Origin of the sequence: Kitasatospora sp. NPDC051170, assembly GCF_044455705.1 — a bacterium.
Lineage (GTDB): Bacteria > Actinomycetota > Actinomycetes > Streptomycetales > Streptomycetaceae > Kitasatospora.
In genome coordinates, this window is record NZ_JBITFA010000004.1 from 166,458 (window position 1) to 189,229 (window position 22,772).

Genomic DNA, 22,772 nt, shown 5'->3' on the forward strand with positions numbered 1-22,772 from the left:
GGGTCACGCCTCCTGTGAGTGCATGCCTGGAAGTGGTGGAGCTGTCGAACGATTCCGTGCTTGACGGTCCTCTGCCTAGCGGCAGATGACGCGAACGTTGTCGATCAGGCGGGTGGAGCCCACCTTCGCGGCGACGGCCAGCACCGCCTCGCCCTGGAAGTCGTCCGCCGCCTCGGTGAAGTCGTGCGGGTCGATCAGGGCGAGGTAGTCGAGTTCGACACCTTCGGCGGTGTCGAGGGCGGCCGCGGCGGCTTCGCGCACGGCCTTCGGGCCCTGCGCGGCGACGTCCCGGCCGGCGAACAGGGCCTTGGAGAGGGCGAGGGCGCGGGCGCGCTCCTCCTCCGAGAGGTAGCGGTTGCGCGAGGAGCGGGCCAGCCCGTCCTCCTCGCGGGCGGTCGGCACGCCGACGATCTCCACGTCGAAGTCCAGGTCGGCCACCATCCGCTGGATGATCGCCAGCTGCTGGGCGTCCTTCTCGCCGAAGAAGGCGTAGTCCGGGTCGGTGATGTGCAGCAGCTTGGCGACGACGGTGAGCACCCCGTCGAAGTGGCCGGGGCGGGTGGCGCCCTCGAAGCGCTCGCCCATCGGGCCGGCGGCCAGGCGCACCTGCGGCTCGCCGTTGGGGTAGACCTCGTCGACGGACGGGGCGAAGACCACGTCGGCGCCGTGCTCCTCGGCCAGCTTCACGTCCTCGTCGAGGGTGCGCGGGTAGCGCTCCAGGTCCTCGCCAGCGCCGAACTGCAGCGGGTTGACGAAGACCGTCACCGCGACGCGGCCCTCCGGGCCGACCTGCTTGCGGGCGGCGCGGATCAGCGCGCCGTGGCCCTCGTGCAGCGCGCCCATGGTCATCACGACGGCGTTGTCCACCGGCCGCTCGTCGGGCCAGAACGCGGCCTCGAAGTCGTCCACGGTGCGGGTGACGACGGCCCGGTGGACCTTCGGCGCCCGGTGGGGCTTGTTCGGCTGCTTGCCGCGTGCCATCAGCGCGTCTCCTCGTTCAGGACGTCCAGCAGCGCAGCCGCCGACGTCTCGTCGATCCTGCCGCCCGCGAGTGCCCGCTGGGCGGTGGCGCGGGCCATCGCCCGGTACGCGGCCGGGATGTCGGGGGACACCGTACTGAGCTGCGCCAGGTGGCGCCGTACGGTGCCCGCGTCGCCCCGCGCGACGGGGCCGGTGAGGGCCGCGTCGCCGGAGCGCAGGCTGTTGTCCAGGGCGGCGCCGAGCAGCGGGCCGAGCATCCGGCCGGGCTCGGCGATCCCGGCGGTGCGCAGCAGCTCCATGGCCTGCGCGACCAGGGTGACCAGGTGGTTCGCGCCGTGCGCGAGGGCCGTGTGGTAGAGCGGGCGGACGTCCTCGGGCACCCACTCCGGCTCGCCGCCCATCTCCACGACCAGCGCCTCGGCGACCGGCCGCAGCTCCTCGGGGGCGGTCACGCCGAACGGGCAGCCGGCCAGCCGGGCCAGGTCGACGGAGGTGCCGGTGAAGGTCATCGCCGGGTGCAGGGCCAGCGGCAGCGCCCCGGCCCGGGTGGCGGGCTCCAGGACGGCGACGCCGTGCGCGCCGGAGGTGTGCACCAGCAGCTGGCCGGGCCGGACGGCTCCGGTGGCGGCGAGCCCGGCGACCAGGTCGGCCAGCGCGTCGTCGGGGACGGTCAGCAGCACGAGGTCGGCGGCGGCCATGACCTGCGGCGGGGTGACGATCCGCACGCCCGGCAGTAGCGCGTCGGCGCGGCGGCGGGAGGCGGCGGACACCCCGGACGCGGCGACCACGGTGTGCCCGGCCAGCTGCAGGGCGGCCCCCAGTGCGGGGCCCACCCGGCCGGTGCCGACCACGCCCACCGCGAGGCGGGCCGGCCGGTTGCCGGGGTCGCTCGGGTCGTCGTAGGTGCTCATGCGCCCACCTCGCTGCGCTCGGCAGGGGCATTCGCCCATGCGCGCCTCTTGACGGTGAGCTCGCTTCGCTCGCTCACAGGCCCCACCCTTATTCGCCGTGAATCCGTTCCAGTCCACCTGCGGGTACCGGACGTACCGCACCAGTCTACGGGGGCGTCAGCCGATGGCCCCGGCCCGGACCGGAGGTCGGATCAGTCCGTGGCCCCGGCCCGGATCAGCCCCGCCTCGTAGGCCAGCACCACGGCCTGGACGCGGTCGCGTAGGCCGAGCTTGGCCAGGATGCGGCCGACGTGGGTCTTCACGGTGGCCTCGGAGAGCACCAGCCGGGCCGCGATCTCGCCGTTCGACAGGCCCTGGGCGACCAGCAGGAACACCTCCCGCTCGCGCTCGGTCAGCGGGGCGATCACGTCGGAGCCGGGGGCGGTGCTCGGGGTGGGCAGCACCTCGGCGAAGCGGTCGATCATGCGGCGGGTGGTGGTCGGGGCGACCACGGCCTCCCCGCCGTGCACCGCGCGGATCGCGGCCACCAGTTCCGTCGGCGGGACGTCCTTGAGCAGGAAGCCGCTGGCGCCGGCCTTGAGCGCGGCGAAGGCGTACTCGTCCAGGTCGAAGGTGGTGAGGATCAGCACCCGCGGGGCGTCGGGCAGCGGGCTGCCGTCCTCGGACAGGCAGATCCGGCGCGTCGCCTGCACCCCGTCCAGGCGCGGCATCCGGACGTCCATCAGGATCACGTCGACCGGCGTGTGCCGCAGCCGTTCCAGGGCCTGTGCGCCGTCGCCGGCCTCGGCGGCGATCTCGATGTCGCCCTGCGACTGGAGGATCATCCGGAAGCCGGTACGCAGCAGCTCCTGGTCGTCGACGAGCATCACGCGGATGGTCAAAGGTGGCTCCTGGGGCGTCGGCGCGGCGTCAGTGCGCGGTCTTGAGGGGGAGTGTGGCGCGGATGCGGAAGCCTCCGCCGGGGCGGGGGCCGATGTCGAGGTTGCCGTTGATCATGCCGACGCGTTCGCGCATGCCGATGAGGCCGTGTCCTTGGCCGTCGGTTCCGCCGGTGGTGAGGTGTTCGGTGGTGGTGCCGCGGCCGTCGTCCTCGATCTGGACGGCGAGTTCGCGGTCGCCGTAGTCGACGGTGACGTGGGCGTGGGCGTGGGGTCCGCCGTGTTTGCGGACGTTGGTGAGGGCTTCCTGGACGATGCGGTAGACGGTGAGTTCGACGCCGCGGGGGAGGTCCTTGGGGGCTCCGGTGGTGGTGTAGTCGACGTGGAGTCCCGCGGTGCGGACCTGGTCGAGGAGTTCGGGGAGTTCTTCGACGCCGGGTTGGGGGACGTAGTCGTCGGTGGTGTCGTTGGTGCGCAGGACGCCGAGGAGGCGGCGCATTTCGACGAGGGCCTGTCGTCCGGTGGTGGCGATGGTGGTGAGGGCCTGTTTGGCCTGGTGGGGGTTGTTGTCGAGGACGTAGGCGGCGCCGTCGGCCTGGACGATCATGACGGAGACGTTGTGGGCGACGACGTCGTGGAGTTCGCGGGCGATGCGGGCGCGTTCGGCGGCGACGGCGACCTTGGACTGGGCGTCGCGTTCGCGTTCCAGGCGGGCGGCGCGGTCCTCGAGCTCGGTCAGGTACGCCCGACGGACCCGCGTCAGCCGCCCCCACGCCCAGCACAGGATGAACGGGGTGCTCATCAGCAGCATGATCAGCGCCGCCTCGCCCAGGGTGTACGCGCGGGTGTGCGCGTCGCCCGTGGCGTCGATCGTGGTCTTGACCGGGTGCATCCGCCAGTACACCAGCGGCCCGGCGCTCGCCCCGGCGACCAGCGCAAGCCGGGACGTCCACTTCTGGCCGAAGGCGGCGCCGGTGTAGGCGAACACGAGGTAGGCGATGGAGGAGGCGCCGGGATCGATGTTGGCGGCGATCTGGCCGAGCGCGATGCCGGTGGCGCCGGCCACCGTGACGTCGGGGAAGCGCCGCCGGAAGACCATCAGCGCGGGCAGCAGCAGCGCGACCAGGATCTGCGCGTCGAATCGCCAGCCCTCGTCGGAGGCGCTGTTCGGCAGGAGGCCGAAGAAGAGCACGACCGACGCCCATGCGGAGTCGACCACCATGGGGTGTCGGCGGAGCCAGGCGTTGAGTCGATGCACGTGTCCAGCGTAGGCAGTCGGGTGTGGTGCGAAGGTCCGCCGATAGGGCGATACGTCCCTACTCCGTAGGTCGGAGACGTCCCCGTGCCGGGGAGGGATGCCGGTACGCGGCCCGGTAGCGTCCCCCTCCATGACGTGGATGCGGTGGGCGCCCGCCGTGGAGAAGGCGCTGTACGACCCCGAGGGCGGTTTCTACCGCAGGCCGGAGGGCCCCGCCGGGCACTTCCGCACCTCGGTGCACGCCTCGCCGAGGTTCGCCCGTGCGGTGGCCCGGCTGCTGCTGGAGGTTGACGCGGCCCTCGGCCGGCCGGAGGAGCTGGCCCTGGTCGACGTCGGGGCCGGGCGCGGGGAACTGCTCACCGGGGTCCTGGCCGAACTGCCCGCCGAGGTGGGGGAGCGGCTGCGCCCGTACGGCGTGGAGATCGCCGGGCGTCCGGCCGGCCTGTCGTCCACAGCCCTGTGGACGAGCGAGGTGCCGCGCGGAGTCACCGGGCTGCTGTTCGCCAACGAGTGGCTGGACAACGTGCCGCTGGACGTCGGGGAGGTGGACGACGCCGGGGTGCTGCGCTACGTCGAGGTGGAGACCGCGACCGGCGAGGAGCGGCCCGGCGAGCCCGTCTCGGAAGCGGACGCGGCCTGGGCCGCCCGTTGGTGGCCCGTCGAACACCCCGGGGACCGGGTGGAGTTCGGGGGCCCCCGCGACGCCGCCTGGGCACGGGCCGTCGCCGGGCTGGAGCGGGGCCTGGCTGTCGCCGTCGACTACGGGCACACGGCCGGGCGGCGCCCGCCCTTCGGCACGCTCGCCGGATTCCTGGGCGGGCGCGAGGTGGCACCCGTACCGGACGGCTCCCGCGACGTGACCGCGCACGTGGCCCTGGACGCGATCGCCGTCCCCGCTCTCCACAGCCTGTGGACGACGCAGCGCGAAGCCCTGCGCGCGCTCGGGGTCGGCGGCGGGCGGCCGCCGCTCGCGCTCGCCTCCACCGACCCGGCCGGGTACCTGCGGGCGCTGAGCGGCGCCGGGGAGGGGGCCGAGCTCACCGACCCGGGCGGGCTCGGCGGCTTCGGGTGGCTCCTTCAGGCCGTCCGCATCCCGGTACCTAGGAGCCTGGAGACCCTCGCGGGATGGCAGACTCTCACCCCATGAGGGAGACCACGGTCGGCATCGGGGCGGGCGCCGAGAACTTCACCGGCGCGGCGGGCACCACCGACATGGTGCTCAACATCGGCCCGCAGCACCCCGCCACGCACGGCGTGCTGCGGCTGCGCCTGCTGCTGGACGGCGAGCGGATCATCACCGCCGAGCCGGTGATCGGCTACATGCACCGGGGCGCGGAGAAGCTGTTCGAGGCCCGTGACTACCGGCAGATCATCATGCTGGCCAACCGGCACGACTGGCTCTCCGCCTTCTCCAACGAGCTGGGCGTCGTCCTCGGCGTCGAGCGGATGCTCGGCATGGAGGTCCCCGAGCGGGCGGTGTGGATCCGCACCCTGCTCGCCGAGCTCAACCGGGTGCTCAACCACCTGATGTTCCTCGGCTCCTACCCGCTGGAGCTCGGCGGCATCACCCCCGTCTTCCACGCCTTCAACGGCCGCGAGGACCTCCAGCACGTGCTGGAGGAGGCGTCCGGCGGGCGGATGCACTACATGTTCAACCGCGTCGGCGGCCTCAAGGAGGACCTGCCCGCCGGCTGGCTGGGCCGCGTCCGCGCCGCCGTCGGCATCGTCCGCTCCCAGCTGCCCGTCTTCGAGGACCTCGTCCTCGGCAACGACATCTTCCGCGCCCGTACGGCCGGCGTCGGCATCCTCACCGCCGCGCAGGCCCAGGCGTACGGCGTCAGCGGGCCCATCGCCCGGGCCAGCGGCCTCGACCTCGACCTGCGCCGCGACGAGCCGTACCTCGCCTACGGCAGCGAGGAACTGCGGCAGGTGCTCACCGTCGTCACCCGCGAGGAGGGCGACTGCCTCGCCCGCTTCGAGTGCCTGCTGGAGCAGACCCACAACTCCCTGGACCTCGCCGACGCCTGCCTCGACAAGCTCGCCACCCTGGCCCCCGGGCCCGTCAACCAGCGGCTGCCCAAGGTGCTCAAGGCACCCGAGGGCAGCACCTACACCTGGACGGAGAACCCGCTCGGGATCAACGGGTACTACCTGGTCTCGCGCGGGGACAAGACGCCGTGGCGCCTCAAGCTGCGCTCGGCGTCCTTCAACAACATCCAGGCGCTGACCGAGCTGCTGCCCGGGACGCTGGTGGCGGACATGGTGGCGATCCTGGGGTCGATGTTCTTCGTCGTCGGGGACATCGACAAGTAGGGCCGCTACCCCTGCTTCTTCTTCGGCTTCACCGGGTCCGCCGGGTGCGGCGCCACCTTGCGGTCGCCCTTGGTGGCGATCCGCTCCTCGCACAGGCGGGCCAGCACGCCGTACGCCGCCCCGCCCATCAGCTCGGTGAGCTCCGGACGGTAGCTGACGTACACCGGCTCGGCGCCCTGGTGCGCGGCCGGGGCGCCGGTGCACCACCAGTGCAGGTCGTGGCCGCCCGGGCCCCAGCCGCGGCGGTCGTACTCGCCGATCGAGACCTGGAGGTAGCGGGTGTCGTCGGGGCGGTCGATCCAGTCGTAGGTGCGGCGGATCGGCAGCTGCCAGCAGACGTCCGGCTTGAACTCCAGCGGCTCGTGGCCCTCCTTGAGCGCCAGCGCGTGCAGGGCGCAGCCGGCGCCCCCCGCGAAGCCGGGGCTGTTCACGAAGATGCAGGCGCCGTTGACGCGGCGGGTCTGGCGGTCGCCGTCCTCGTCCAGCATGGTGACGCCGCCGTCTGCGATCAGCCGGCCCTTGGCGTCCGTGCCGTGCGGGTGGTTCTCCCACAGCTCGGGCGTCAGGCGCTTCGCGTGCTTCATGACGCGCTTCTCGTCGTCCTCGTCCGAGTAGTGCGCGCCCAGCGTGCAGCAGCCGTCCGAGGCGCCGCGGCCCTCGCGGATGCCGTGGCAGCCCTGGCCGAAGACGCAGGACCAGCGGGAGGTCAGCCAGGTCAGGTCGCAGCGGAAGACCTGCTCGGCGTCCTCAGGGTCGGCGAACTCGACCCAGGCGCGGGGGAAGTCGAGCGGGACCTCGTCGCGCGGGATCTCGCGGCGCAGGGTCGGCATCGCGAGGTCGACGGGTGTGGGGGAGGCTTCGGGCTTCGCCTTGGCCTTCTTCTTGGACGTTTCTGCTGGTGCCACCCGGTAAGGGTAGAGCTTTCGCGGGGCGGTGGACGGGTTGCGGCGGGTGTCGGCGGCGGCGGACGGTACGGTCTTCGACGAACCGGAGAACTGGCGGGCCGTCATTATGGGGAAGTTTTGGGGCGGTTTGATCCGAATCAGTCCTCCAGCCCGTTGTTCCGGACGAGCCGGACGAGCCGGAGAAGCCAGCCGGACAAGCCGGACAACCGGAAAGCCGACCGCAGAGGGAGCCACCCCGGCCGTGACCGCCTCGCCCCGCGCCGCCGCCCAGGCGGCCGCCCTCGTCGCCCTCGCGGTACTGGCCGCCGGCTGCGCGGCCTCCGAGGGGCCCGCCCTGCGGGCCCGTTCCGCGTCCGCGCCGCCGGTCTGCGCCAGCCCGGTGGTCGTGGGCCACCGGGGGGCTCCGCGCAGTGCGCCCGAGAACACGATGGCCTCCTTCGAGGCGGCCCTCGACCAGGGCGCGGACTGGCTGGAGACGGACGTGCAGACCACCCGGGACGGCGTCCCGGTGCTGATGCACGACGCCACCGTGGACCGCACCACCAACGGCAAGGGCGCCGTCGGCGACCTGACCGCCGCGCAGGTCGCCGCCCTGCGGGTGACGGTGGGGCCGGGCCACGCCGAGCCCGTCCCCACCCTGGAGCAGCTGCTCAAGCGCATCGAGGGCAGCAACGCCACGCTGCTGATGGAGATCAAGTGGCAGCGCACGCCCGAGGACGTCACCCGGATCGCCCGGATCGCCGCCGCCAGCGGCGCCCACGTCGTCCTCTACAGCTTCTCCGTGGACCACCTGCGCCGCGCCCACGCCGCGGCGCCCGCCCTGCCGGTGGTGCTGATCCAGGGCTCCGGGCTCGCCGAGGACCCGGGTGACCTGCCGCTGCGCGGGGTGGCCCTGGAGTCGACGCTGGCCTCCGTCGCCCGGATCGCCGAGGAGCGGAAGGCGGGCCGCGAGGTCTACGTCTGGACGCTCGACGACGAGGTGAACTGGCAGACCATGGCCTCCCGGGGCGCGGATGGTCTGATCACCGACCTGCCCGGCGCGGCCCGGCGCTGGGCGGACACCGCCGGCTGCCGCCCCGAGCGCACGGCCACCCGGCACGGCCACTGACCGCACACCGTCACGCACCGTCACGAAGTGGTCGCGGACCAGCGCGAATACCGTTGCAACGGGCCTGCCCCGCAGTGAGATCGCGTAGCGTGGAGAGTTATGCGACTCGGTGTACTCGACGTAGGTTCCAACACGGTCCACTTCCTCGTGGTGGACGCCCATCCGGGCGCTGCCCCCCTGCCCGCGTACTCCCACAAGGCCGAACTGCGCCTGGCCGAACTGCTCGACGAGGACGGCGCGATAAGCGAGGCCGGCATCGAGCGGCTGGTCGGCCACGTCGCCTCCTCGATCCGGGTGGCCGAGGACAAGGGAGTCGTCGACGTCCTGCCGTTCGCCACCTCCGCCGTCCGCGAGGCCGTCAACGGCGAGGAGGTGCTACGCAGGGTCACCGCCGAGACCGGTGTCGAACTGCGGGTGCTCTCCGGCCAGGACGAGGCCCGGCTGACGTTCCTGGCCGTGCGCCGCTGGTTCGGCTGGTCCTCGGGCCGGCTGCTCAACCTGGACATCGGCGGCGGCTCCCTGGAGATCGCCTGCGGCCCGGACGAACAGCCCGCCGTCGCCTGCTCGCTGCCGCTGGGCGCCGGCCGGCTCACCGCCCGCTGGCTGCCGGAGGACGTCGCCGACCCGGACGGGCTGCGCGAGCTGAGACGCCACGTCCGCGCCGAGATCGCCACCGTCGTCGGCGAGATCACCCGGCTCGGACCGCCCCAGCACGCCGTCGCCACCTCGAAGACCTTCAAGCAGCTCGCCCGGATGACCGGCGCCGCCCCCGCCGACGCCGGCCCGTACGCCGACCGCCGGCTCACCCGCGCAGGCCTGCTGGCCTGGCTGCCCCGGCTGTCCGCGATGACCGTCGCCGAGCGGGCGCAGATCCCCGGCGTCTCGGAGGGCCGCGCCAAGCAGCTGCTCGCGGGCGCGATCGTCGCCGACGCCGCGATGGACCTGTTCGGGCTGGAGGAGCTGGACGTCTGCCCGTGGGCGCTGCGCGAGGGCATCATCCTGCGCCGCCTGGACACCATGGACAGCCCCACCGACCGCCGCCGCCCCGCACTGGCGGGCTGACGGGGCCGGGGACGCCCCGGGCACCGGCTCCCCGTCCGGTGCGCGGTCCGTTTACGCTGTCTCCCGTGGTGCAACCAGCGGACGACGACGGGACGCGGGAGGGCCGCGCCCCCGGGGACGGGCGGCAGCGGCCGGACGGACCGCGCCGTCGGCTCGGGGAGGCGGTGCAGCGCACCGCGAAGAAGGCCGCCGCGAAGAAGGCCACGGCCAGGACGGCCCGGACGGCCAGGGGCGCCGCCGCCGAGAGCACCCCGAAGCAGGCCGCGCGCAGGAAGCCCGCGCCGAAGCCGCAGAAGCCCCAGCCACAGCTGAAGCAGCCAGACCAGCCGGAGCAGCCAGAGCAGTCGAAGCGGCCGGAGCAGTCGCCGCAGAAGCCCGCCGAGACCCGCACCGCCCGTGCCGCCGGAGCCGCCAAGGCCGCCGTGCAGTCCGTCCGCTCCGTCAAGGCCGCCAAGCGCGACGCCGCCCGCCCCCCGCTGCTGCGCACCACCGACCGCCTCGTGCTGCCCCGGCACCCGGCCCTGCACATCCCCGATACCAGGGTGGCCCTGTCCACCGCCTCGGTGTACCCGGCGAGCACCGTCGTCGCCTTCGAGCTGGCCGCCAGGCTCGGCTACGACGGCGTCGAGGTGATGGTCTGGAACGACCCGGTCAGCCAGGACCTCGACGCCCTGCGCCGCCTCTCCGACACCCACCGGGTTCCGATCCTGGCCGTCCACGCGCCCTGCCTGCTGATCACCCAGCGGGTGTGGACCACCGACCCGTGGACGAAGCTGGTACGGGCCCGGGCGGCGGCCGAGAAGCTCGGCGCGAGCGCCGTCGTCGTCCATCCGCCGTTCCGCTGGCAGCGCCAGTACGCCCGCGAGTTCGTCGAGGGCGTCAACCGGATGGCGGGCGAGACCGACGTCCGCTTCGCCGTCGAGAACATGTACCCCTGGCGCTACCGCGACCGCGAGGTGCTCGCCTACTCCCCGGGCTGGGACGTCACCGACGAGGAGTACCGGCACTTCACCATCGACCTCTCGCACGTCGCGACCTCCCGGATCGACGCCTTCGCGATGGTCGAGCGGATGGGCGACCGCCTCGCCCACGTGCACCTCGCGGACGGCAGCGGCTCCGGCAAGGACGAGCACCTGATCCCCGGCCGGGGCAAGCAGCCCTGCGCCGAACTCCTGGAGCACCTGGCCCGCACCGGCTTCGACGGCCACGTGGTGCTGGAGGTCAACACCCGCCGCGCCGCCTCCCCCGCCGAACGCGAGGCCGATCTCGCCGAGGCCCTCGCCTTCACCCGCCTGCACCTCGCCTCCCACTCGGGCGTACGCTGACGACCGGTCCGCAGGACACGCCGAGGGGGAGCAGTGACGAACGATCAGAAGTTCTCCGAGATCCGCAACTTCCGCGAACTCGCCTCGAGTTTCGGCTCCGTGGCCGCCGCCTACGACCGCGGCCGCCCCGGCTACCCGCAGGAGCTGTTCGACGAACTGGAACGCGCCTGGGGCCGCAGCCTCGAAGGCGCCCGGACCCTGGACGTCGGCGCCGGTACGGGCATCGCCGCCCGCCTGCTGGCCGCCCGCGGCGCGGACGTGGTCGCCGTCGAGCCCTCGGCCGGGATGGCCGCCCAACTCCTCGCCGTCTCACCGCGGTTCCCGCTGGTGCGCGGCGTCGGCGACGACCTGCCCTTCCACGACGACTCCGCCGACCTGATCACCTACGCCCAGGCGTTCCACTGGACGCACCCCGAGAAGTCCCTGCCCGAGGCCGTCCGGGTGCTGCGGCCCGGCGGCGCCCTCGCCGTCTGGTGGAACGTCTTCGACGAGAGCGTCCCCTGGGTCCGCGCCCGCGACGAGCGGCTCTCCGCGGCCCTGTCCGGCCGCTACCACGGCTACGGCCACATCGACGACCTGACCGCCCCCTTCACCGCCGCCGGGCTGGAGGTCCACCGCGCCAAGGTGAGCTGGCAGCGACAGGTGCCCGTCGAGCAGGTCGTCGACAACCTCACCTCCCGCTCCTACTTCGCCTCCCTGCCGCCCGGGCGCCGCGAGTCGCTGCTCGCCGGCGAAAGGGCCGCGCTGCTGGCCGAGTTCCCGGACGGGCAGGTCGTCGAGCCGTACGTCCTGGACCTCACCGTCGCCGTCACCCCCGCTCGATCCGCCGCCGTCACCCCCGCTTGATCCGCGCTCGACCGGGGCTGCCCGCATCGCGGACGGACCGTCCGCCGGCCGGACGGCGGGCGTAGGCTCGATACCCACAACGGCCCCCGCACCCTCCCGCCGGCGGGGCGCCGGCGAGAGCCCCGAAGGAGTGGAGCACAGTGCCCGAGCTGAAGTCCCGTACGGTCACCCACGGTCGCAACATGGCAGGCGCCCGGGCGCTCCTCCGGGCCGCCGGCGTAGCCCGCGAGGACTTCGGCAAGCCGATCATCGCGGTCGCCAACTCCTTCACCGAGTTCGTCCCCGGCCACACCCACCTCCAGCCGGTGGGCCGGATCGTCTCCGAGGCGATCAAGCAGGCGGGCGGCATCCCGCGCGAGTTCAACACCATCGCCGTCGACGACGGCATCGCCATGGGCCACGGCGGCATGCTCTACTCGCTGCCCTCGCGCGACCTCATCGCCGACTCCGTGGAGTACATGGTCAACGCGCACTGCGCCGACGCCCTGATCTGCATCTCCAACTGCGACAAGATCACCCCGGGCATGCTGATGGCCGCGCTGCGCCTGAACATCCCGACGGTCTTCGTCTCCGGCGGCCCGATGGAGGCCGGCAAGGCCACCCTCGTCGACGGCACGGTGCGCAAGCTCGACCTGGTCGACGCGATCTCCCAGGCCGTCAACGAGAACGTCTCCGACGAGGACATCGCGATCATCGAGGAGAACGCCTGCCCCACCTGCGGCTCCTGCTCCGGGATGTTCACCGCGAACTCGATGAACTGCCTCACCGAGGCCATCGGCCTCTCGCTGCCCGGCAACGGCTCCGTCCTCGCCACCCACACCGCGCGCAAGGCCCTCTACGAGAAGGCCGGGCAGACCGTCGTCGAGATCACCAACCGCTACTACGGCGGCGACGACGCCTCGATGCTGCCCCGGGCGATCGCGACCCGCGCCGCCTTCGAGAACGCCATGGCCCTGGACATCGCCATGGGCGGCTCGACCAACACCATCCTCCACCTGCTCGCCGCCGCCCAGGAGGCCGAGCTGGACTTCGACCAGCGGGCCATCGACGCGATCTCCCGCAAGGTGCCCTGCCTGTCCAAGGTCGCGCCCAACGGCTCGTACTACATGGAGGACGTCCACCGCGCCGGCGGCATCCCCGCCATCCTCGGCGAACTCCACCGTGGCGGACTGCTCAACGAGGACGTCCACACCGTCCACTCCGACTCGCTCGCCGAGTGGCTCAAGACCTGGGACGTGCGCGGCGGTTCGCCCTCCGCCGAGGCCGTCGAGCTGTGGCACGCCGCCCCCGGCTGCGTCCGCTCCGCCGAGGCGTTCTCCCAGTCCGAGCGCTGGGACACCCTGGACACCGACGCGGCCGGGGGCTGCATCCGCAGCGTCGAGCACGCCTACTCCGTCGAGGGCGGCCTCGCCGTGCTGTACGGCAACCTCGCCGAGGACGGCTGCATCGTGAAGACCGCCGGCGTCGACGAGTCGATCTGGACGTTCAGCGGCCCGGCCGTCGTCGTCGAGTCCCAGGAGGACGCCGTCGAGGCGATCCTCGCCAAGCGCATCAAGGAGGGCGACGTCGTCGTCATCCGCTACGAGGGCCCCAAGGGCGGCCCCGGCATGCAGGAGATGCTCTACCCGACCTCCTTCCTCAAGGGCCGGGGCCTCGGCAAGGCGTGCGCGCTGATCACCGACGGCCGCTTCTCCGGCGGCACCTCGGGCCTGTCCATCGGCCACGCCTCCCCGGAGGCCGCCTCCGGCGGCACCATCGCCCTCGTCGAGGACGGCGACACCATCGCCATCGACATCCCCGGCCGGACCATCTCGCTGGAGGTCCCGGACGAGGTCCTCGCCGAGCGCCGCCGCGCCCTGGAGGCCGGGAACGGCTACCGGCCGAAGAACCGCGACCGCCAGGTCAGCGCGGCCCTGCGCGCCTACGCGGCGATGGCCACCTCCGCCGACAAGGGCGCCGTCCGGGACGTGTCCAAGCTCGGCTGACCCGGCCCCGCGCGAGGGGAGCCGTCCCGACCGACGGGACGGCTCCCCGCCGCCACCCCGGCCCGGGGGATAATCGACGGCGTGAGCGAGCAGCCCCCCACCACCGCCCCCGTCCCCGGCGCCCCCGCACCGGAGGCGATCCGCTTCTTCGGCACCACCTGGCTGAACCGGGACGGCGGCTACTGGCTGCGCCGGGTCGGCTTCTCGGTGGGTGCCCTGCTGGCGACCGCCGCCGCCGTCCTCGTCCTGCGCTTCGGCGTGGAGGGCGTCAGCCTCTCCCAGAGCGGCGGCTTCCTGAACGGGCTGCTGACCGCGGCCATCGCGGTCTGCTCGATGATGGCCGTCATGCGCACCTGGAAGGTGCTCACCGAGGGCAAGGACCGCCTCACCGGCTGGATGGCCGAGGACAAGTCGCTCGGCGCGGTCTGGCTGATCGGCGGCGCCGGCACCCTGGCCGCCTACTTCGCCCGCAGCCTGGTCGAGGCCCCCGGCGAGTCCGTCAAGCGCGCCGCCTACGAGCAGGCCCTCGCCCAGCACACCAAGCGCCAGGCCGACCGCAGCGGCCGGCCCGACGCCAAGACGCCGGGCCGGGGCAAGCGCAAGCGCTGATCCGCGCAGCGGTCAGTACCGGCTGACGGTCCCGCACTCGCCGCCGTCGTCGGGGGCGAGGTCCTTGCTGCGGTCGTACGGGTCGGTTGCCGGGCCGGTGGGCCTGGAACCCGGGGCGTCCGGGGTGCCCGGCTGGTCGGCGAACTGCTCGAACCCCGGGTGGTAGAAGCCGTCGTAGACGCCGCAGGCCGAGTTGGCGGAGTCCGACGTGGTGCCGGGGGCGTGGACGATCTTCTTCGGCTTGACCGTGTAGCGGGCCGGGTCGTAGAAGCGGAAGTTCTCCACCCGGCGCACGATCGTGCGGGTTGTCGGGGTGTCGGGGGCGACGTCGTCCACCGGCACCACCAGGCTCACGGGCTTCGCGGTGCCGTCGGCGGGCTTGGTCGGCTTGGGCTGAGCCGGCTGGGTGGGCTTGGGCCGCTTGCCTGCCTCCTTGCCCGGGCGCAGCGCGTACACGTAGCTGTAGTCGGTGCGGACCAGCACGCCCTTGTCACCGTCGCTCTCGTACGTGATCCGGCCCTGTACCTTGACCACCGCACCGACCGGGATCGCGTCACGCTGGTCGAAGCGGCTGAACCAGGCGGTGGCGTCGTGCTCCTTGGACGGGTTGTCCAGAGCCGCTGCCGCCTGGTCGCTCTCCTCGCGGTCCATCATCGCCAGCGCGGCGTCGGGACGGCCACCGGCGATCACCGCGGGGTCCAGGTTGGTGGCCGTCAGGTAGTCCTTGACCAGCTGCAGCTGGTTGGCGACCTGGTCGGCGGAGAAGACGCCCAGCGCCTTGGCCTCGGGGAGCACGAACGCCTCGGCGCCGTTCGGCCAGCCCTCGGCGGGGGAGCCGGCCCACGGGTGGGCGGCGGTCGGCGTGTCCTCGGAGATCCTGGGCGGCGCGGTGGTGGGCTTGGCCGTCTCCGGGGCGACGGTCGGCACAGGGGTAGCGGTGTCCGACGAGTCGCCGTGGAGCCAGGTGCGCAGCCCGTCCACGTTCAGCGCGGCCAGCAGCACCACGACGGTCAGCACGATGAACAGCGGGGTGCGCCACTCGAACCTGCCGCGGACCGGCTTCAGGTTGCCCCACGCGTCGTAGGCCAGGGGCTTCGGCTTGCGCCCGAAGCGGCGCTTCGGCGGCGTCGGCCCGTCGTTGACGGAGCGGCGCCCGCCCGGGTCGACGGGCGGGGTGTGCTTCCATCGCGCGGAGAGCATGCGGGTGCGCCCGCTCTGCTCCTTGACTTCGGCACCCTTGACGAAATCCTCGTCGAGGACGAGGTCTGCGAACGGGTCCTTCCCGCCCGCCTCGCGGCCCTCGTCGGGACGCGGTTCCGGATCTTCGGCTATCGGCATCGCGCCAGTATGCCGACGAGGGGTGACGGTTTGTCGATCGGGGGCACACCTTGTGGTGAACTCGCGCGCGAGCCGCGCGAGTTCAGTGCCGTTTCATCCGGATCGCGCCGGTTTCACCCCTTCTTGCGGGCCTGCTTCACCGACCCCACCACGCCGACCACGCCCAGCAGGATGGCGGCGGGCAGCAGCGACTCGAAGAAGGCCCAGATCAGGCCCGCGTCACTGAGCAGCCACTGCGCCACGGTGTTCAGCACCAGCAGCCCGCCGGCCGCCGGAAGCGCCGCCTTCCACGGGTGCGCGTCCGCCCAGCGGGCCAGCCGCCGGTCCGTGGTGTCGCGGCGCAGCTGACCGCCGACCGAGCCGACCAGGAAGAAGAAGAACAGGCCCCAGCCGGCCGGACCGGCCAGCATGCTCAGCGCCCAGTCCCCGGTGATCGCCTCGATCCCCAGGGCGGTCGCCCCCACCACCGCACCGACCCCCGCGGCAGTCCGCCACGGGCCCACCGTCGCCGAGGCGACCGCGAGTTGCCGGTTCTCACGTCGGGACATCTCGTCGTGTGCCATACCTCAACGGTGCTCCCACGAGGCCCCGCGAGCCATAGGGGAAACCCCCGAGTTTCCCCTGAGGGCGGCCTCCACCCGGCAGAACCGCCTCCCTCCATCACTTCCACAGCCCACGGAGCGGACGCTCCCGCCGCCCGCCCCCGCCCGGTGCGAGGATGGCCGCAGTACCGAGGTGAGGAGCCGAACCATGGCCAGCAGTGGGGCACGCGGACAGAAGATCGCCTTTCTGGGCACCGGCAAGATCGGCGAGGCCCTGCTCTCCGGCCTGCTGCGCGCCGGCAAGGCCCCGGAGGACGTGATGGTGACGGCCCGCCGCCCCGAGCGCGCCGCCGAACTCGCCGGCCGGTACGGCGTGGCGGCCGTCTCCAACGCCGAGGCGGCCAAGCTCGCCGACACCCTGATCCTCGCCGTGAAGCCCCAGGACATGGGCTCCCTGCTGGAGGAGCTGGCCCCGCACCTCGGCGCCGACCGCCTGGTGATCTCGGCGGCGGCGGGCATCCCGACCGCCTGGTTCGAGGAGCGGCTCGCCGCCGGTACGCCGGTGGTCCGGGTGATGCCCAACACGCCCGTCCTGGTGGACGAGGGGATGAGCGTGATCTCCGGCGGCTCGCACGCCACGGAGGAGCACCTGGTGCGGGCGGAGGAGATCTTCTCCTCGGTCGGCAAGGCGCTGCGGCTGCCGGAGGCCCAGCAGGACGCGGCGACCGCGCTCTCCGGCTCCGGCCCGGCGTACTTCTACTTCCTGGTCGAGGCGATGACGGACGCGGGCATCCTGCTCGGCCTGCCCCGCCAGGTGGCGCACGACCTGATCGTGCAGTCCGCGATCGGCGCCTCGGTGATGCTGCGCGACTCCGGCGAGCACCCGGTGAAGCTGCGCGAGGCGGTGACCTCCCCGGCGGGCACCACCATCGCGGCGATCCGCGAGCTGGAGAACCACGGGGTGCGGGCCGCGCTGCTCGGCGCCCTGGAGGCGGCCCGGGACCGCTCCCGGGAACTGGCCTCCGGCGGCAAGTAGGCCGCGGGCGGGCGATGGATCCCGTAGAGAAAGTCGCTGCACGACCCCTCCCGTGGCGACGTCGCACGCCCTACGCTCTCGGCCAACATCGTCGTACCGGCCGGTAGCGAGGTCCCGCATGAGCGTCGAAGCACCCGCGCAGTCCGGACAGCCCGAACAGCCCGGACAGTCCGGAACGCCCGAGCTCACCCCCGAGCTCACCCCCGGGCTGCGCGCGGGCCGGGCCGCCCTCGCGGTCAGCTTCCTGCTCCAGGGCGTCACCTTCGCCCTGCTGGTCACCTGCATCCCGGAGATCCAGCACCGCTACGGGCTGAGCGACGGCCTGCTGCCCGTCTTCCTGGCGGCCGTGCCGATCCTCGCGGGCGTCGGCTCGCTGACCTCCGAGCGGGTGGTCAGGCGCACCGGCGCCCGCGCCGTGCTCAGGGTCGTCCAGCCGGCGATCTGTCTGAGCCTCGCCGCCGCGGGCCTCGGCGACGAACTCTGGCAACTCGCCCTGGCCCTGGGCGCGTTCGGCCTGCTGGTCGGCGCGCTGGACGCCAGTATGAACATGCTCGGGGTGGGCCTCCAGCACCGCTACGGCCGCTCGATCATGATCGGCTTCCACGCCGCCTTCAGCCTCGGCGGCATCCTCGGCGCCGCGATCGCGGGCCTCGGCTCCCACTACGAGCTGGGCCTGCCGGTGCTGTTCGGCGCCTCCGCCGCCGTGATCGCCCCGCTCGCCGTCCTCACCGGCGCCCGGTTCGCCGGACCGGCCGAACTCGGCGACGCCGTACGGGAGGCCGCCGAGGCCGCGGCCCGGTCCATCCCCTGGCGCCCGCTGCTGCCGCTCTGCCTGGCGATGGCCTTCGCCTACATCGCCGACGCCTCCGTCTCCAACTACAGCGTCAAGTACCTCACCGACGGCCTCGGCAGCCGCGAGGACCTCGCCAAGCTCTCCTACCTCGGCTACATGGTCGCCATGCTGTTCGGCCGCGCCCTCGGCGACCGCGCGGTGCAGCGCTTCGGCGCCGTCCCGGTGGTGCGCGTCGGCGCCGCGCTGGCCGCGCTCGGCTTCGCCCTGGCCGCCGCCGCGCCCGGCGCCTGGGCGGGCATCGCCGCCTTCACCGTGCTGGGCCTGGGCATCTGCGCGATCATCCCGCAGGTCTTCGCGGCCGGCGGCCGGCTCTTCCCGGCCGACTCGGACGCGGCCGTGGCCCGGCTCAACCTCTTCAACTACGTGGGCTTCCTGATCGGTTCGCCGCTGGTCGGCGCGATCGCCGACGCGAGCTCGTACCGCTGGGCGCTGCTCGCCCCGATGCTGCTGGTGCTCGCCGTCCTGCCGCTGGCCGAGCGCTTCGCGCCCACCCCCGTTCCTCCTGCCGTTCCCTCACCCGTCGCGCCCTGACAGCCGCCCGGCCACCCCCACCCGCTACGGTGGAGGCCATGCCCGAAGCCGAGCGTGACACCCCCTGCGGCCTGCAACTCTTCTGGGACGAGGCCGTCATCGCCTACGACTTCGGCCCCGGCCACCCGATGGACCCGACCCGGCTCGCGCTCACCATGCGCCTCGTCGAGGCCCTCGGGCTGAGCACCGGGCCCGGGGTGGCCGTCCGCTCCGCCCCGCCCGCCGGGGACTCCACCCTTCAGCTGGTGCACACCCGGGAGTACGTCGAGGCCGTCAAGCACGCCGCCGCCCACCCCGAGCTGTCAGACCCCCGGCACGGGCTCGGCACCGACGACAACTGGTCCTTCCCGGCCGTCCACTCGGCCTCCGCGCTGATCGCCGGCCAGTCCGTGGCCGCCGCCGAGGCCGTCTGGCGCGGCGAGACCCCGCACGCCGTCAACTTCGCCGGGGGCCTGCACCACGCCATGCCCGGCAAGGCGTCCGGTTTCTGCGTCTACAACGACCCGGCCCTCGCCATCGCCCGGCTGCTCGAACTCGGCGCCGAGCGCGTCGCCTACGTCGACGTCGACGTCCACCACGGCGACGGCGTCCAGCAGGCGTTCTGGAACGACCCCCGGGTCCTCACGATCTCCCTGCACGAGCACCCGGCCACGCTCTTCCCGCAGACCGGCTGGTCCACCGAGACGGGCGGCCCCGACGCCGTCGGCACGGCCGCCAACCTCCCGCTGCCCGCCGGCACCGGCGACTCCGGCTGGCTGCGCGCCTTCCACGCCCTGGTGCCCGAGCTGCTCGCCGCCTTCCGCCCGCAGGTGCTGGTCACCCAGCACGGCGCGGACACCCACCTGGAGGACCCGCTCGCCCACCTCGCCGTCACCGTCGACGCCCAGCGGCTGATCGCCGAGGACCTGCACGACCTCGCCCACCGGCTGACCGGCGGCCGCTGGGTCGCCACCGGCGGGGGCGGCTACGCCGTGGTCGACGTCGTCCCGCGGACCTGGACCCACCTCGTCGCCACCGCCGCCGGACGGCCCGTCGACCCGGCCACCGAGACCCCCGAGACCTGGCGCGCCGAGGTCTACCGCCGCACCCGCCGCCCCGCCCCGCTGCGCATGACGGACGGCGCGCGCCCCGCCTGGCGCGACTTCGACGCGGGTTACGATCCGGCGGACCGGCTCGATCAGGCCATCCTCGCGGCCCGCCGCGCGGTGTTCCCCCACCACGGACTGCTGGCCTGAAAACGGCGTTTCGGCCGTCGGCGGACCGGGCGGTGCGTACGCCGACCGGGCACATCCGCCGGGCGGCTACGTACTGCAACAGTCCTATCTCTCACCGTACGAGGACTGCTTCTCCCCTCTTCCCACTGGTACCACCCATAACTACTCTGGGGATACACGTGTGCCGGTGGAGTCACCGGAGGGGAAGCCGGTGCCTTGCACACGGGTTAAGGGTCGGGTGATGGTCATGAGTTCCGTCGAGCGCCCCCTGCAGGAAGTCGTCTTCCTGACCGTGGCGGAGGTCGCCGCGGTCATGCGGGTGTCGAAGATGACGGTGTACCGCCTGGTGCACAGCGGAGAGCTGCCGGCCATCAGGGTCGGGCGGTCCTTCCGGGTGCCCCAGCAGGCGGTGCACGAGTACCTCAAGGAGTCCTACGTGCGTCTTGAGAGCGCGTAGTCCGCGGCGTTCGAGCCCGGGTCCGCCGACGCGGGCCCGGGCCCGTTCGCCGTGGATTTCCCGGGCGTTTCCCGGACAACAGGAGTGCGGGTTAGGGCCCCGGGCAGCCGGACGGTAGGCTAGGCCCTCACGTCAGTCGTATGGACTCCGTCTCTCACGGGCGAGAGTCTCAGTGAGCGAGGGTTGTTCCGTGGGCTCTGTCATCAAGAAGCGTCGCAAGCGTATGGCCAAGAAGAAGCACCGCAAGCTTCTCAAGCGCACTCGCGTTCAGCGTCGCAACAAGAAGTAAGCGCCCCCGGCCGCGCCTAGCGCGCCCAGCGCTTGCATCGCCCGCCCAGGCCCTCGTGGCCCGGGCGGGCGATGTCGTTTCACGGCCCGGCAGGGCGGCGCGGTACGGTGCACGCAGGCTTCTCGGGTCGGGAATGGGGTGCAGCACCGTGGGTGTCGTCGTGCTCGTCACCGGCGTGGCACGCCATCTGGGTGCCCGCTTCGCCGCCGAGATCCGCCGCCGTCCGGGCGTCGACCTGGTGGTCGGCGTGGACGTGCAGCCGCCCCGCCTGCCTCCGGAGGAGCCGGAGGGCCCGGCCGCCCCGTACCGCTTCCACCAGCTGGACCTGCGCCGCCCGGCCGTCGCCCGGGTGATCGCCGAGCACCGGGTGGACACCGTGGTGCACCTGAGCGTCAGCGCCACCGGGCTGGGCTCCACCAACCGCTCCGCGGTGAAGGAGTCCAACGTCATCGGCACCATGCAGCTGCTCGGCGCCTGCCAGAAGGCCCCCGGGGTGCGCCGGCTGGTGGTGAAGTCGACCACGGGCGTGTACGGCTCCGCCCCCCGCGACCCCGCCGTGTTCAGCGAGCGGATGCAGCCCAAGGACCAGCCCGGCGGAGGATTCGCCAAGGACGCGGCCGAGGTCGAGGGGTACGTACGCGGCTTCGCCCGCCGCCGTCCGGACGTCGCGGTGACGGTGCTGCGCTTCGCCAACATCGTCGGCCCGGGCGCCGACACCCCGCTCAGCGAGTACTTCGCGCTGCCCGTCCTGCCGACCGTTCTCGGCTACGACCCCCGGCTGCAGTTCGTCCACGAGGACGACGCCGTCGCCGTGCTCTGCCGGGCCGCGGGGGAGCCCGAGCCGGGCACCGCCAACACCGGGACCTTCAACGTGGCCGGGGAGGGCGTGCTCCTGCTCTCCCAGTGCGCCCGCCGGCTCGGCCGCCCCATGCTGCCGCTGCTGCTGCCCGCCGTCTCCTGGATGGCGGTGCTGGCCCGGCAGACCCGGCTGGTGGACGTCTCGCCGGAGCAGCTGCGGCTGCTCACCCACGGCCGGGTCGTGGACACCACCCGGCTGCGGGAGACCTTCGGCTACCGGCCGGTCTTCGGCACCCCGGAGGCGTTCGCGGACTTCGCCGCGGCCCAGCGGCCGGGCCTGCTGCCGCCCGAGCGGCTGGCCGCCGTCACCGACCGGATGACCGCCCTGCTGGGCCGCGAGGGCACGAGCGGCCTCCCTTCCGTACCGACCCGCCCCCGCCCGAGGAGCTGAACCCGCCATGAGTGCCGCAGCCGAGAACGCGCCGGGCGAGGCCAAGGTCATCCCCATCGAGTCCGCCCCGAGCTGGACGACCCCCGACGCCGGGGCCCCGGCTCTGGCCGACCGGATCGCCGGGGCCGTGGGCGGGGCGCTGTCCGGGCAGCTCGGCCCGGCCGCCACCAGGGTGTTCGGCAAGGGCTGGGAGGGCCGGGCGGCCGAGGGCCTGTCCTTCCTGCGCCGCCGGCTCACCGGCGAGTACGAGGTGGACGAGTTCGGCTTCGACCGGGAGCTCACCGAGGAGGTGCTGCTCTCGCTGCTGCGCCCGCTGGCCGAGAAGTACTTCCGGATCGAGGTGCAGGGCGTCGAGAACATCCCGGCGGAGGGCGGCGCGCTGATCGTCGCCAACCACTCCGGGACGATCCCGCTGGACGCGCTGATGACCCAGGTCGTCATCCACGACCACCACCCGCACCGGCGGCACCTGCGGATGCTCGCCGCCGACCTGGTGTTCGTGCTGCCGGGGATCAACGAGCTGGCCCGCAAGGCCGGCCACACCCTGGCCTGCAACGAGGACGCCCAGGCGCTGCTGGAGCGCGGCGAGGTGGTCGGGGTCTGGCCGGAGGGCTTCAAGGGCATCGGCAAGCCCTTCTCCGAGCGCTACAAGCTGCAGCGCTTCGGGCGCGGCGGCTTCGTCGCCTCGGCGCTGCGGGCGAAGGTGCCGATCGTGCCCTGCTCGATCGTCGGGGCGGAGGAGACGTACCCGATGATCGGCAACGTGAAGACCCTGGCCCGGCTGCTGGGCCTGCCGTACGTGCCGATCACGCCGACCTTCCCGTGGCTGGGCCCGCTCGGGGCGGTGCCGCTGCCGACGAAGTGGACGATCCGCTTCGGCGAGCCGATCGCGACCGACGGCTACCCGGCGGAGGCGGCGGACGACCCGATGCTGGTCTTCGACCTGGCCGACGAGGTGCGCGAGACCATCCAGCACACCCTGTACCAACTCCTGGTGCAGCGCCGCTCGGTGTTCTTCTGACCCCTTGCTGATCCGTACGCCCGACGGGCCCCGGTGGAGTGTCCACCGGGGCCCGTCGAGC

22 protein-coding genes are annotated in these 22,772 nt (G+C 73.3%); 15 read left to right on the forward strand and 7 right to left on the reverse strand.

Going from position 1 to position 22,772, the window contains the following annotated elements; all coding sequences use genetic code 11:
- Positions 1–75: 75 nt before the first annotated feature.
- From panC to ACIBCA_RS10840, 4 genes are all read right to left on the reverse strand, one after another.
- Positions 76–981, reverse strand: coding sequence for a pantoate--beta-alanine ligase (panC, locus tag ACIBCA_RS10825; protein WP_396282547.1), 906 nt, complete (start codon positions 979–981; stop codon positions 76–78).
- Positions 981–1,892, reverse strand: coding sequence for a Rossmann-like and DUF2520 domain-containing protein (locus ACIBCA_RS10830; RefSeq protein ID WP_396282548.1), 912 nt, complete (start codon positions 1,890–1,892; stop codon positions 981–983). Before ACIBCA_RS10830 ends, panC begins: the two co-directional genes overlap by 1 nt.
- 191 nt (positions 1,893–2,083) lie before the next feature.
- Entirely contained in the window at positions 2,084–2,773 is a 690-nt protein-coding gene (locus ACIBCA_RS10835; RefSeq protein WP_396282549.1) for a response regulator, read from the reverse strand.
- A gap of 28 nt (positions 2,774–2,801) precedes the next feature.
- Positions 2,802–3,992: a sensor histidine kinase gene (locus ACIBCA_RS10840; protein WP_396282926.1), complete on the reverse strand. Its 1,191-nt coding sequence runs from the start codon at positions 3,990–3,992 to the stop codon at positions 2,802–2,804.
- A gap of 166 nt (positions 3,993–4,158) precedes the next feature.
- On the opposite strand from ACIBCA_RS10840, the gene ACIBCA_RS10845 reads away from it, so the two are divergent.
- Both ACIBCA_RS10845 and ACIBCA_RS10850 read left to right on the forward strand, forming a co-directional pair.
- The gene (locus ACIBCA_RS10845; RefSeq protein ID WP_396282550.1) at positions 4,159–5,175 is read left to right on the forward strand and encodes an SAM-dependent methyltransferase; all 1,017 of its coding nucleotides are present in this window, start codon (positions 4,159–4,161) and stop codon (positions 5,173–5,175) included.
- Entirely contained in the window at positions 5,172–6,341 is a 1,170-nt protein-coding gene (locus tag ACIBCA_RS10850) for an NADH-quinone oxidoreductase subunit D (protein WP_396282551.1), read from the forward strand. Before ACIBCA_RS10845 ends, ACIBCA_RS10850 begins: the two co-directional genes overlap by 4 nt.
- A 5-nt stretch (positions 6,342–6,346) precedes the next feature.
- On the opposite strand, the gene ACIBCA_RS10855 is transcribed toward ACIBCA_RS10850, so the two are convergent.
- Positions 6,347–7,171 (reverse strand): hypothetical protein, encoded by an 825-nt coding sequence (locus ACIBCA_RS10855; RefSeq protein WP_396282927.1) that lies wholly within the window; start codon positions 7,169–7,171, stop codon positions 6,347–6,349.
- A gap of 316 nt (positions 7,172–7,487) precedes the next feature.
- Here ACIBCA_RS10855 and ACIBCA_RS10860 point away from each other — a divergent pair, with 316 nt between their 5' ends.
- The 6 genes from ACIBCA_RS10860 (at position 7,488) to ACIBCA_RS10885 (ending at position 14,181) form a co-directional block, all read left to right on the forward strand.
- The gene (locus ACIBCA_RS10860) at positions 7,488–8,354 is read left to right on the forward strand and encodes a glycerophosphodiester phosphodiesterase (protein WP_396282552.1); all 867 of its coding nucleotides are present in this window, start codon (positions 7,488–7,490) and stop codon (positions 8,352–8,354) included.
- Between the two features lie 99 nt (positions 8,355–8,453).
- Positions 8,454–9,416 carry a Ppx/GppA family phosphatase gene (locus ACIBCA_RS10865; protein ID WP_396282553.1) on the forward strand — a complete coding sequence of 321 codons (963 nt, stop codon included), beginning with the start codon at positions 8,454–8,456 and terminating at the stop codon, positions 9,414–9,416.
- 521 nt (positions 9,417–9,937) lie between these two features.
- Complete coding sequence (locus ACIBCA_RS10870) at positions 9,938–10,741, forward strand: sugar phosphate isomerase/epimerase family protein (protein WP_396282928.1); 804 nt, start codon at positions 9,938–9,940, stop codon at positions 10,739–10,741.
- Positions 10,742–10,774: 33 nt separating this feature from the next.
- The gene (locus ACIBCA_RS10875; RefSeq protein WP_396282554.1) at positions 10,775–11,587 is read left to right on the forward strand and encodes a class I SAM-dependent methyltransferase; all 813 of its coding nucleotides are present in this window, start codon (positions 10,775–10,777) and stop codon (positions 11,585–11,587) included.
- A gap of 140 nt (positions 11,588–11,727) precedes the next feature.
- Complete coding sequence (ilvD, locus tag ACIBCA_RS10880; protein ID WP_396282555.1) at positions 11,728–13,572, forward strand: dihydroxy-acid dehydratase; 1,845 nt, start codon at positions 11,728–11,730, stop codon at positions 13,570–13,572.
- A gap of 81 nt (positions 13,573–13,653) precedes the next feature.
- Positions 13,654–14,181 carry a hypothetical protein gene (locus tag ACIBCA_RS10885; protein WP_396282556.1) on the forward strand — a complete coding sequence of 176 codons (528 nt, stop codon included), beginning with the start codon at positions 13,654–13,656 and terminating at the stop codon, positions 14,179–14,181.
- 12 nt (positions 14,182–14,193) lie between these two features.
- Here ACIBCA_RS10885 and ACIBCA_RS10890 read toward each other — a convergent pair whose 3' ends face one another.
- Together ACIBCA_RS10890 and ACIBCA_RS10895 are read right to left on the reverse strand one after the other, a co-directional pair.
- Positions 14,194–15,519 (reverse strand): hypothetical protein, encoded by a 1,326-nt coding sequence (locus ACIBCA_RS10890; RefSeq protein WP_396282557.1) that lies wholly within the window; start codon positions 15,517–15,519, stop codon positions 14,194–14,196.
- Between the two features lie 113 nt (positions 15,520–15,632).
- Positions 15,633–16,082 carry a hypothetical protein gene (locus ACIBCA_RS10895; RefSeq protein ID WP_158844506.1) on the reverse strand — a complete coding sequence of 150 codons (450 nt, stop codon included), beginning with the start codon at positions 16,080–16,082 and terminating at the stop codon, positions 15,633–15,635.
- Between the two features lie 187 nt (positions 16,083–16,269).
- On the opposite strand from ACIBCA_RS10895, the gene proC reads away from it, so the two are divergent.
- The 7 genes from proC (at position 16,270) to ACIBCA_RS10930 (ending at position 22,711) form a co-directional block, all read left to right on the forward strand.
- The gene (gene proC / locus ACIBCA_RS10900; RefSeq protein ID WP_396282558.1) at positions 16,270–17,097 is read left to right on the forward strand and encodes a pyrroline-5-carboxylate reductase; all 828 of its coding nucleotides are present in this window, start codon (positions 16,270–16,272) and stop codon (positions 17,095–17,097) included.
- A 118-nt stretch (positions 17,098–17,215) separates the two neighbouring features.
- The gene (locus tag ACIBCA_RS10905; RefSeq protein ID WP_396282559.1) at positions 17,216–18,481 is read left to right on the forward strand and encodes an MFS transporter; all 1,266 of its coding nucleotides are present in this window, start codon (positions 17,216–17,218) and stop codon (positions 18,479–18,481) included.
- A gap of 38 nt (positions 18,482–18,519) precedes the next feature.
- Positions 18,520–19,716: an acetoin utilization protein AcuC gene (locus tag ACIBCA_RS10910; RefSeq protein ID WP_396282560.1), complete on the forward strand. Its 1,197-nt coding sequence runs from the start codon at positions 18,520–18,522 to the stop codon at positions 19,714–19,716.
- 226 nt (positions 19,717–19,942) lie between these two features.
- Positions 19,943–20,152 carry a helix-turn-helix domain-containing protein gene (locus tag ACIBCA_RS10915; RefSeq protein ID WP_045699258.1) on the forward strand — a complete coding sequence of 70 codons (210 nt, stop codon included), beginning with the start codon at positions 19,943–19,945 and terminating at the stop codon, positions 20,150–20,152.
- Between the two features lie 190 nt (positions 20,153–20,342).
- Positions 20,343–20,441 carry a 30S ribosomal protein bS22 gene (locus ACIBCA_RS10920; protein WP_003948845.1) on the forward strand — a complete coding sequence of 33 codons (99 nt, stop codon included), beginning with the start codon at positions 20,343–20,345 and terminating at the stop codon, positions 20,439–20,441.
- Positions 20,442–20,589: 148 nt separating this feature from the next.
- Entirely contained in the window at positions 20,590–21,690 is a 1,101-nt protein-coding gene (locus ACIBCA_RS10925) for an NAD-dependent epimerase/dehydratase family protein (protein WP_396282561.1), read from the forward strand.
- Positions 21,691–21,697: 7 nt separating this feature from the next.
- Complete coding sequence (locus ACIBCA_RS10930) at positions 21,698–22,711, forward strand: lysophospholipid acyltransferase family protein (RefSeq protein ID WP_396282562.1); 1,014 nt, start codon at positions 21,698–21,700, stop codon at positions 22,709–22,711.
- Positions 22,712–22,772 lie beyond the last annotated feature (61 nt).

Bases quoted from the DNA above. Each gene is read 5' to 3' on its own strand.
- ACIBCA_RS10930 (WP_396282562.1), top strand. From the start codon at position 21,698: ATGAGTGCCGCAGCCGAGAACGCGCCGGGCGAGGCCAAGGTCATCCCC.
- ACIBCA_RS10830 (WP_396282548.1), bottom strand. From the start codon at position 1,892: ATGAGCACCTACGACGACCCGAGCGACCCCGGCAACCGGCCGGCCCGC.
- ACIBCA_RS10845 (WP_396282550.1), top strand. From the start codon at position 4,159: ATGACGTGGATGCGGTGGGCGCCCGCCGTGGAGAAGGCGCTGTACGAC.
- panC (WP_396282547.1), bottom strand. From the start codon at position 981: ATGGCACGCGGCAAGCAGCCGAACAAGCCCCACCGGGCGCCGAAGGTC.
- ACIBCA_RS10850 (WP_396282551.1), top strand. From the start codon at position 5,172: ATGAGGGAGACCACGGTCGGCATCGGGGCGGGCGCCGAGAACTTCACC.
- ACIBCA_RS10890 (WP_396282557.1), bottom strand. From the start codon at position 15,519: ATGCCGATAGCCGAAGATCCGGAACCGCGTCCCGACGAGGGCCGCGAG.
- proC (WP_396282558.1), top strand. From the start codon at position 16,270: ATGGCCAGCAGTGGGGCACGCGGACAGAAGATCGCCTTTCTGGGCACC.
- ACIBCA_RS10905 (WP_396282559.1), top strand. From the start codon at position 17,216: ATGAGCGTCGAAGCACCCGCGCAGTCCGGACAGCCCGAACAGCCCGGA.
- ACIBCA_RS10895 (WP_158844506.1), bottom strand. From the start codon at position 16,082: ATGGCACACGACGAGATGTCCCGACGTGAGAACCGGCAACTCGCGGTC.
- ACIBCA_RS10915 (WP_045699258.1), top strand. From the start codon at position 19,943: ATGAGTTCCGTCGAGCGCCCCCTGCAGGAAGTCGTCTTCCTGACCGTG.
- ACIBCA_RS10865 (WP_396282553.1), top strand. From the start codon at position 8,454: ATGCGACTCGGTGTACTCGACGTAGGTTCCAACACGGTCCACTTCCTC.
- ACIBCA_RS10910 (WP_396282560.1), top strand. From the start codon at position 18,520: ATGCCCGAAGCCGAGCGTGACACCCCCTGCGGCCTGCAACTCTTCTGG.
- ACIBCA_RS10855 (WP_396282927.1), bottom strand. From the start codon at position 7,171: ATGCCGACCCTGCGCCGCGAGATCCCGCGCGACGAGGTCCCGCTCGAC.
- ACIBCA_RS10840 (WP_396282926.1), bottom strand. From the start codon at position 3,992: ATGGTGGTCGACTCCGCATGGGCGTCGGTCGTGCTCTTCTTCGGCCTC.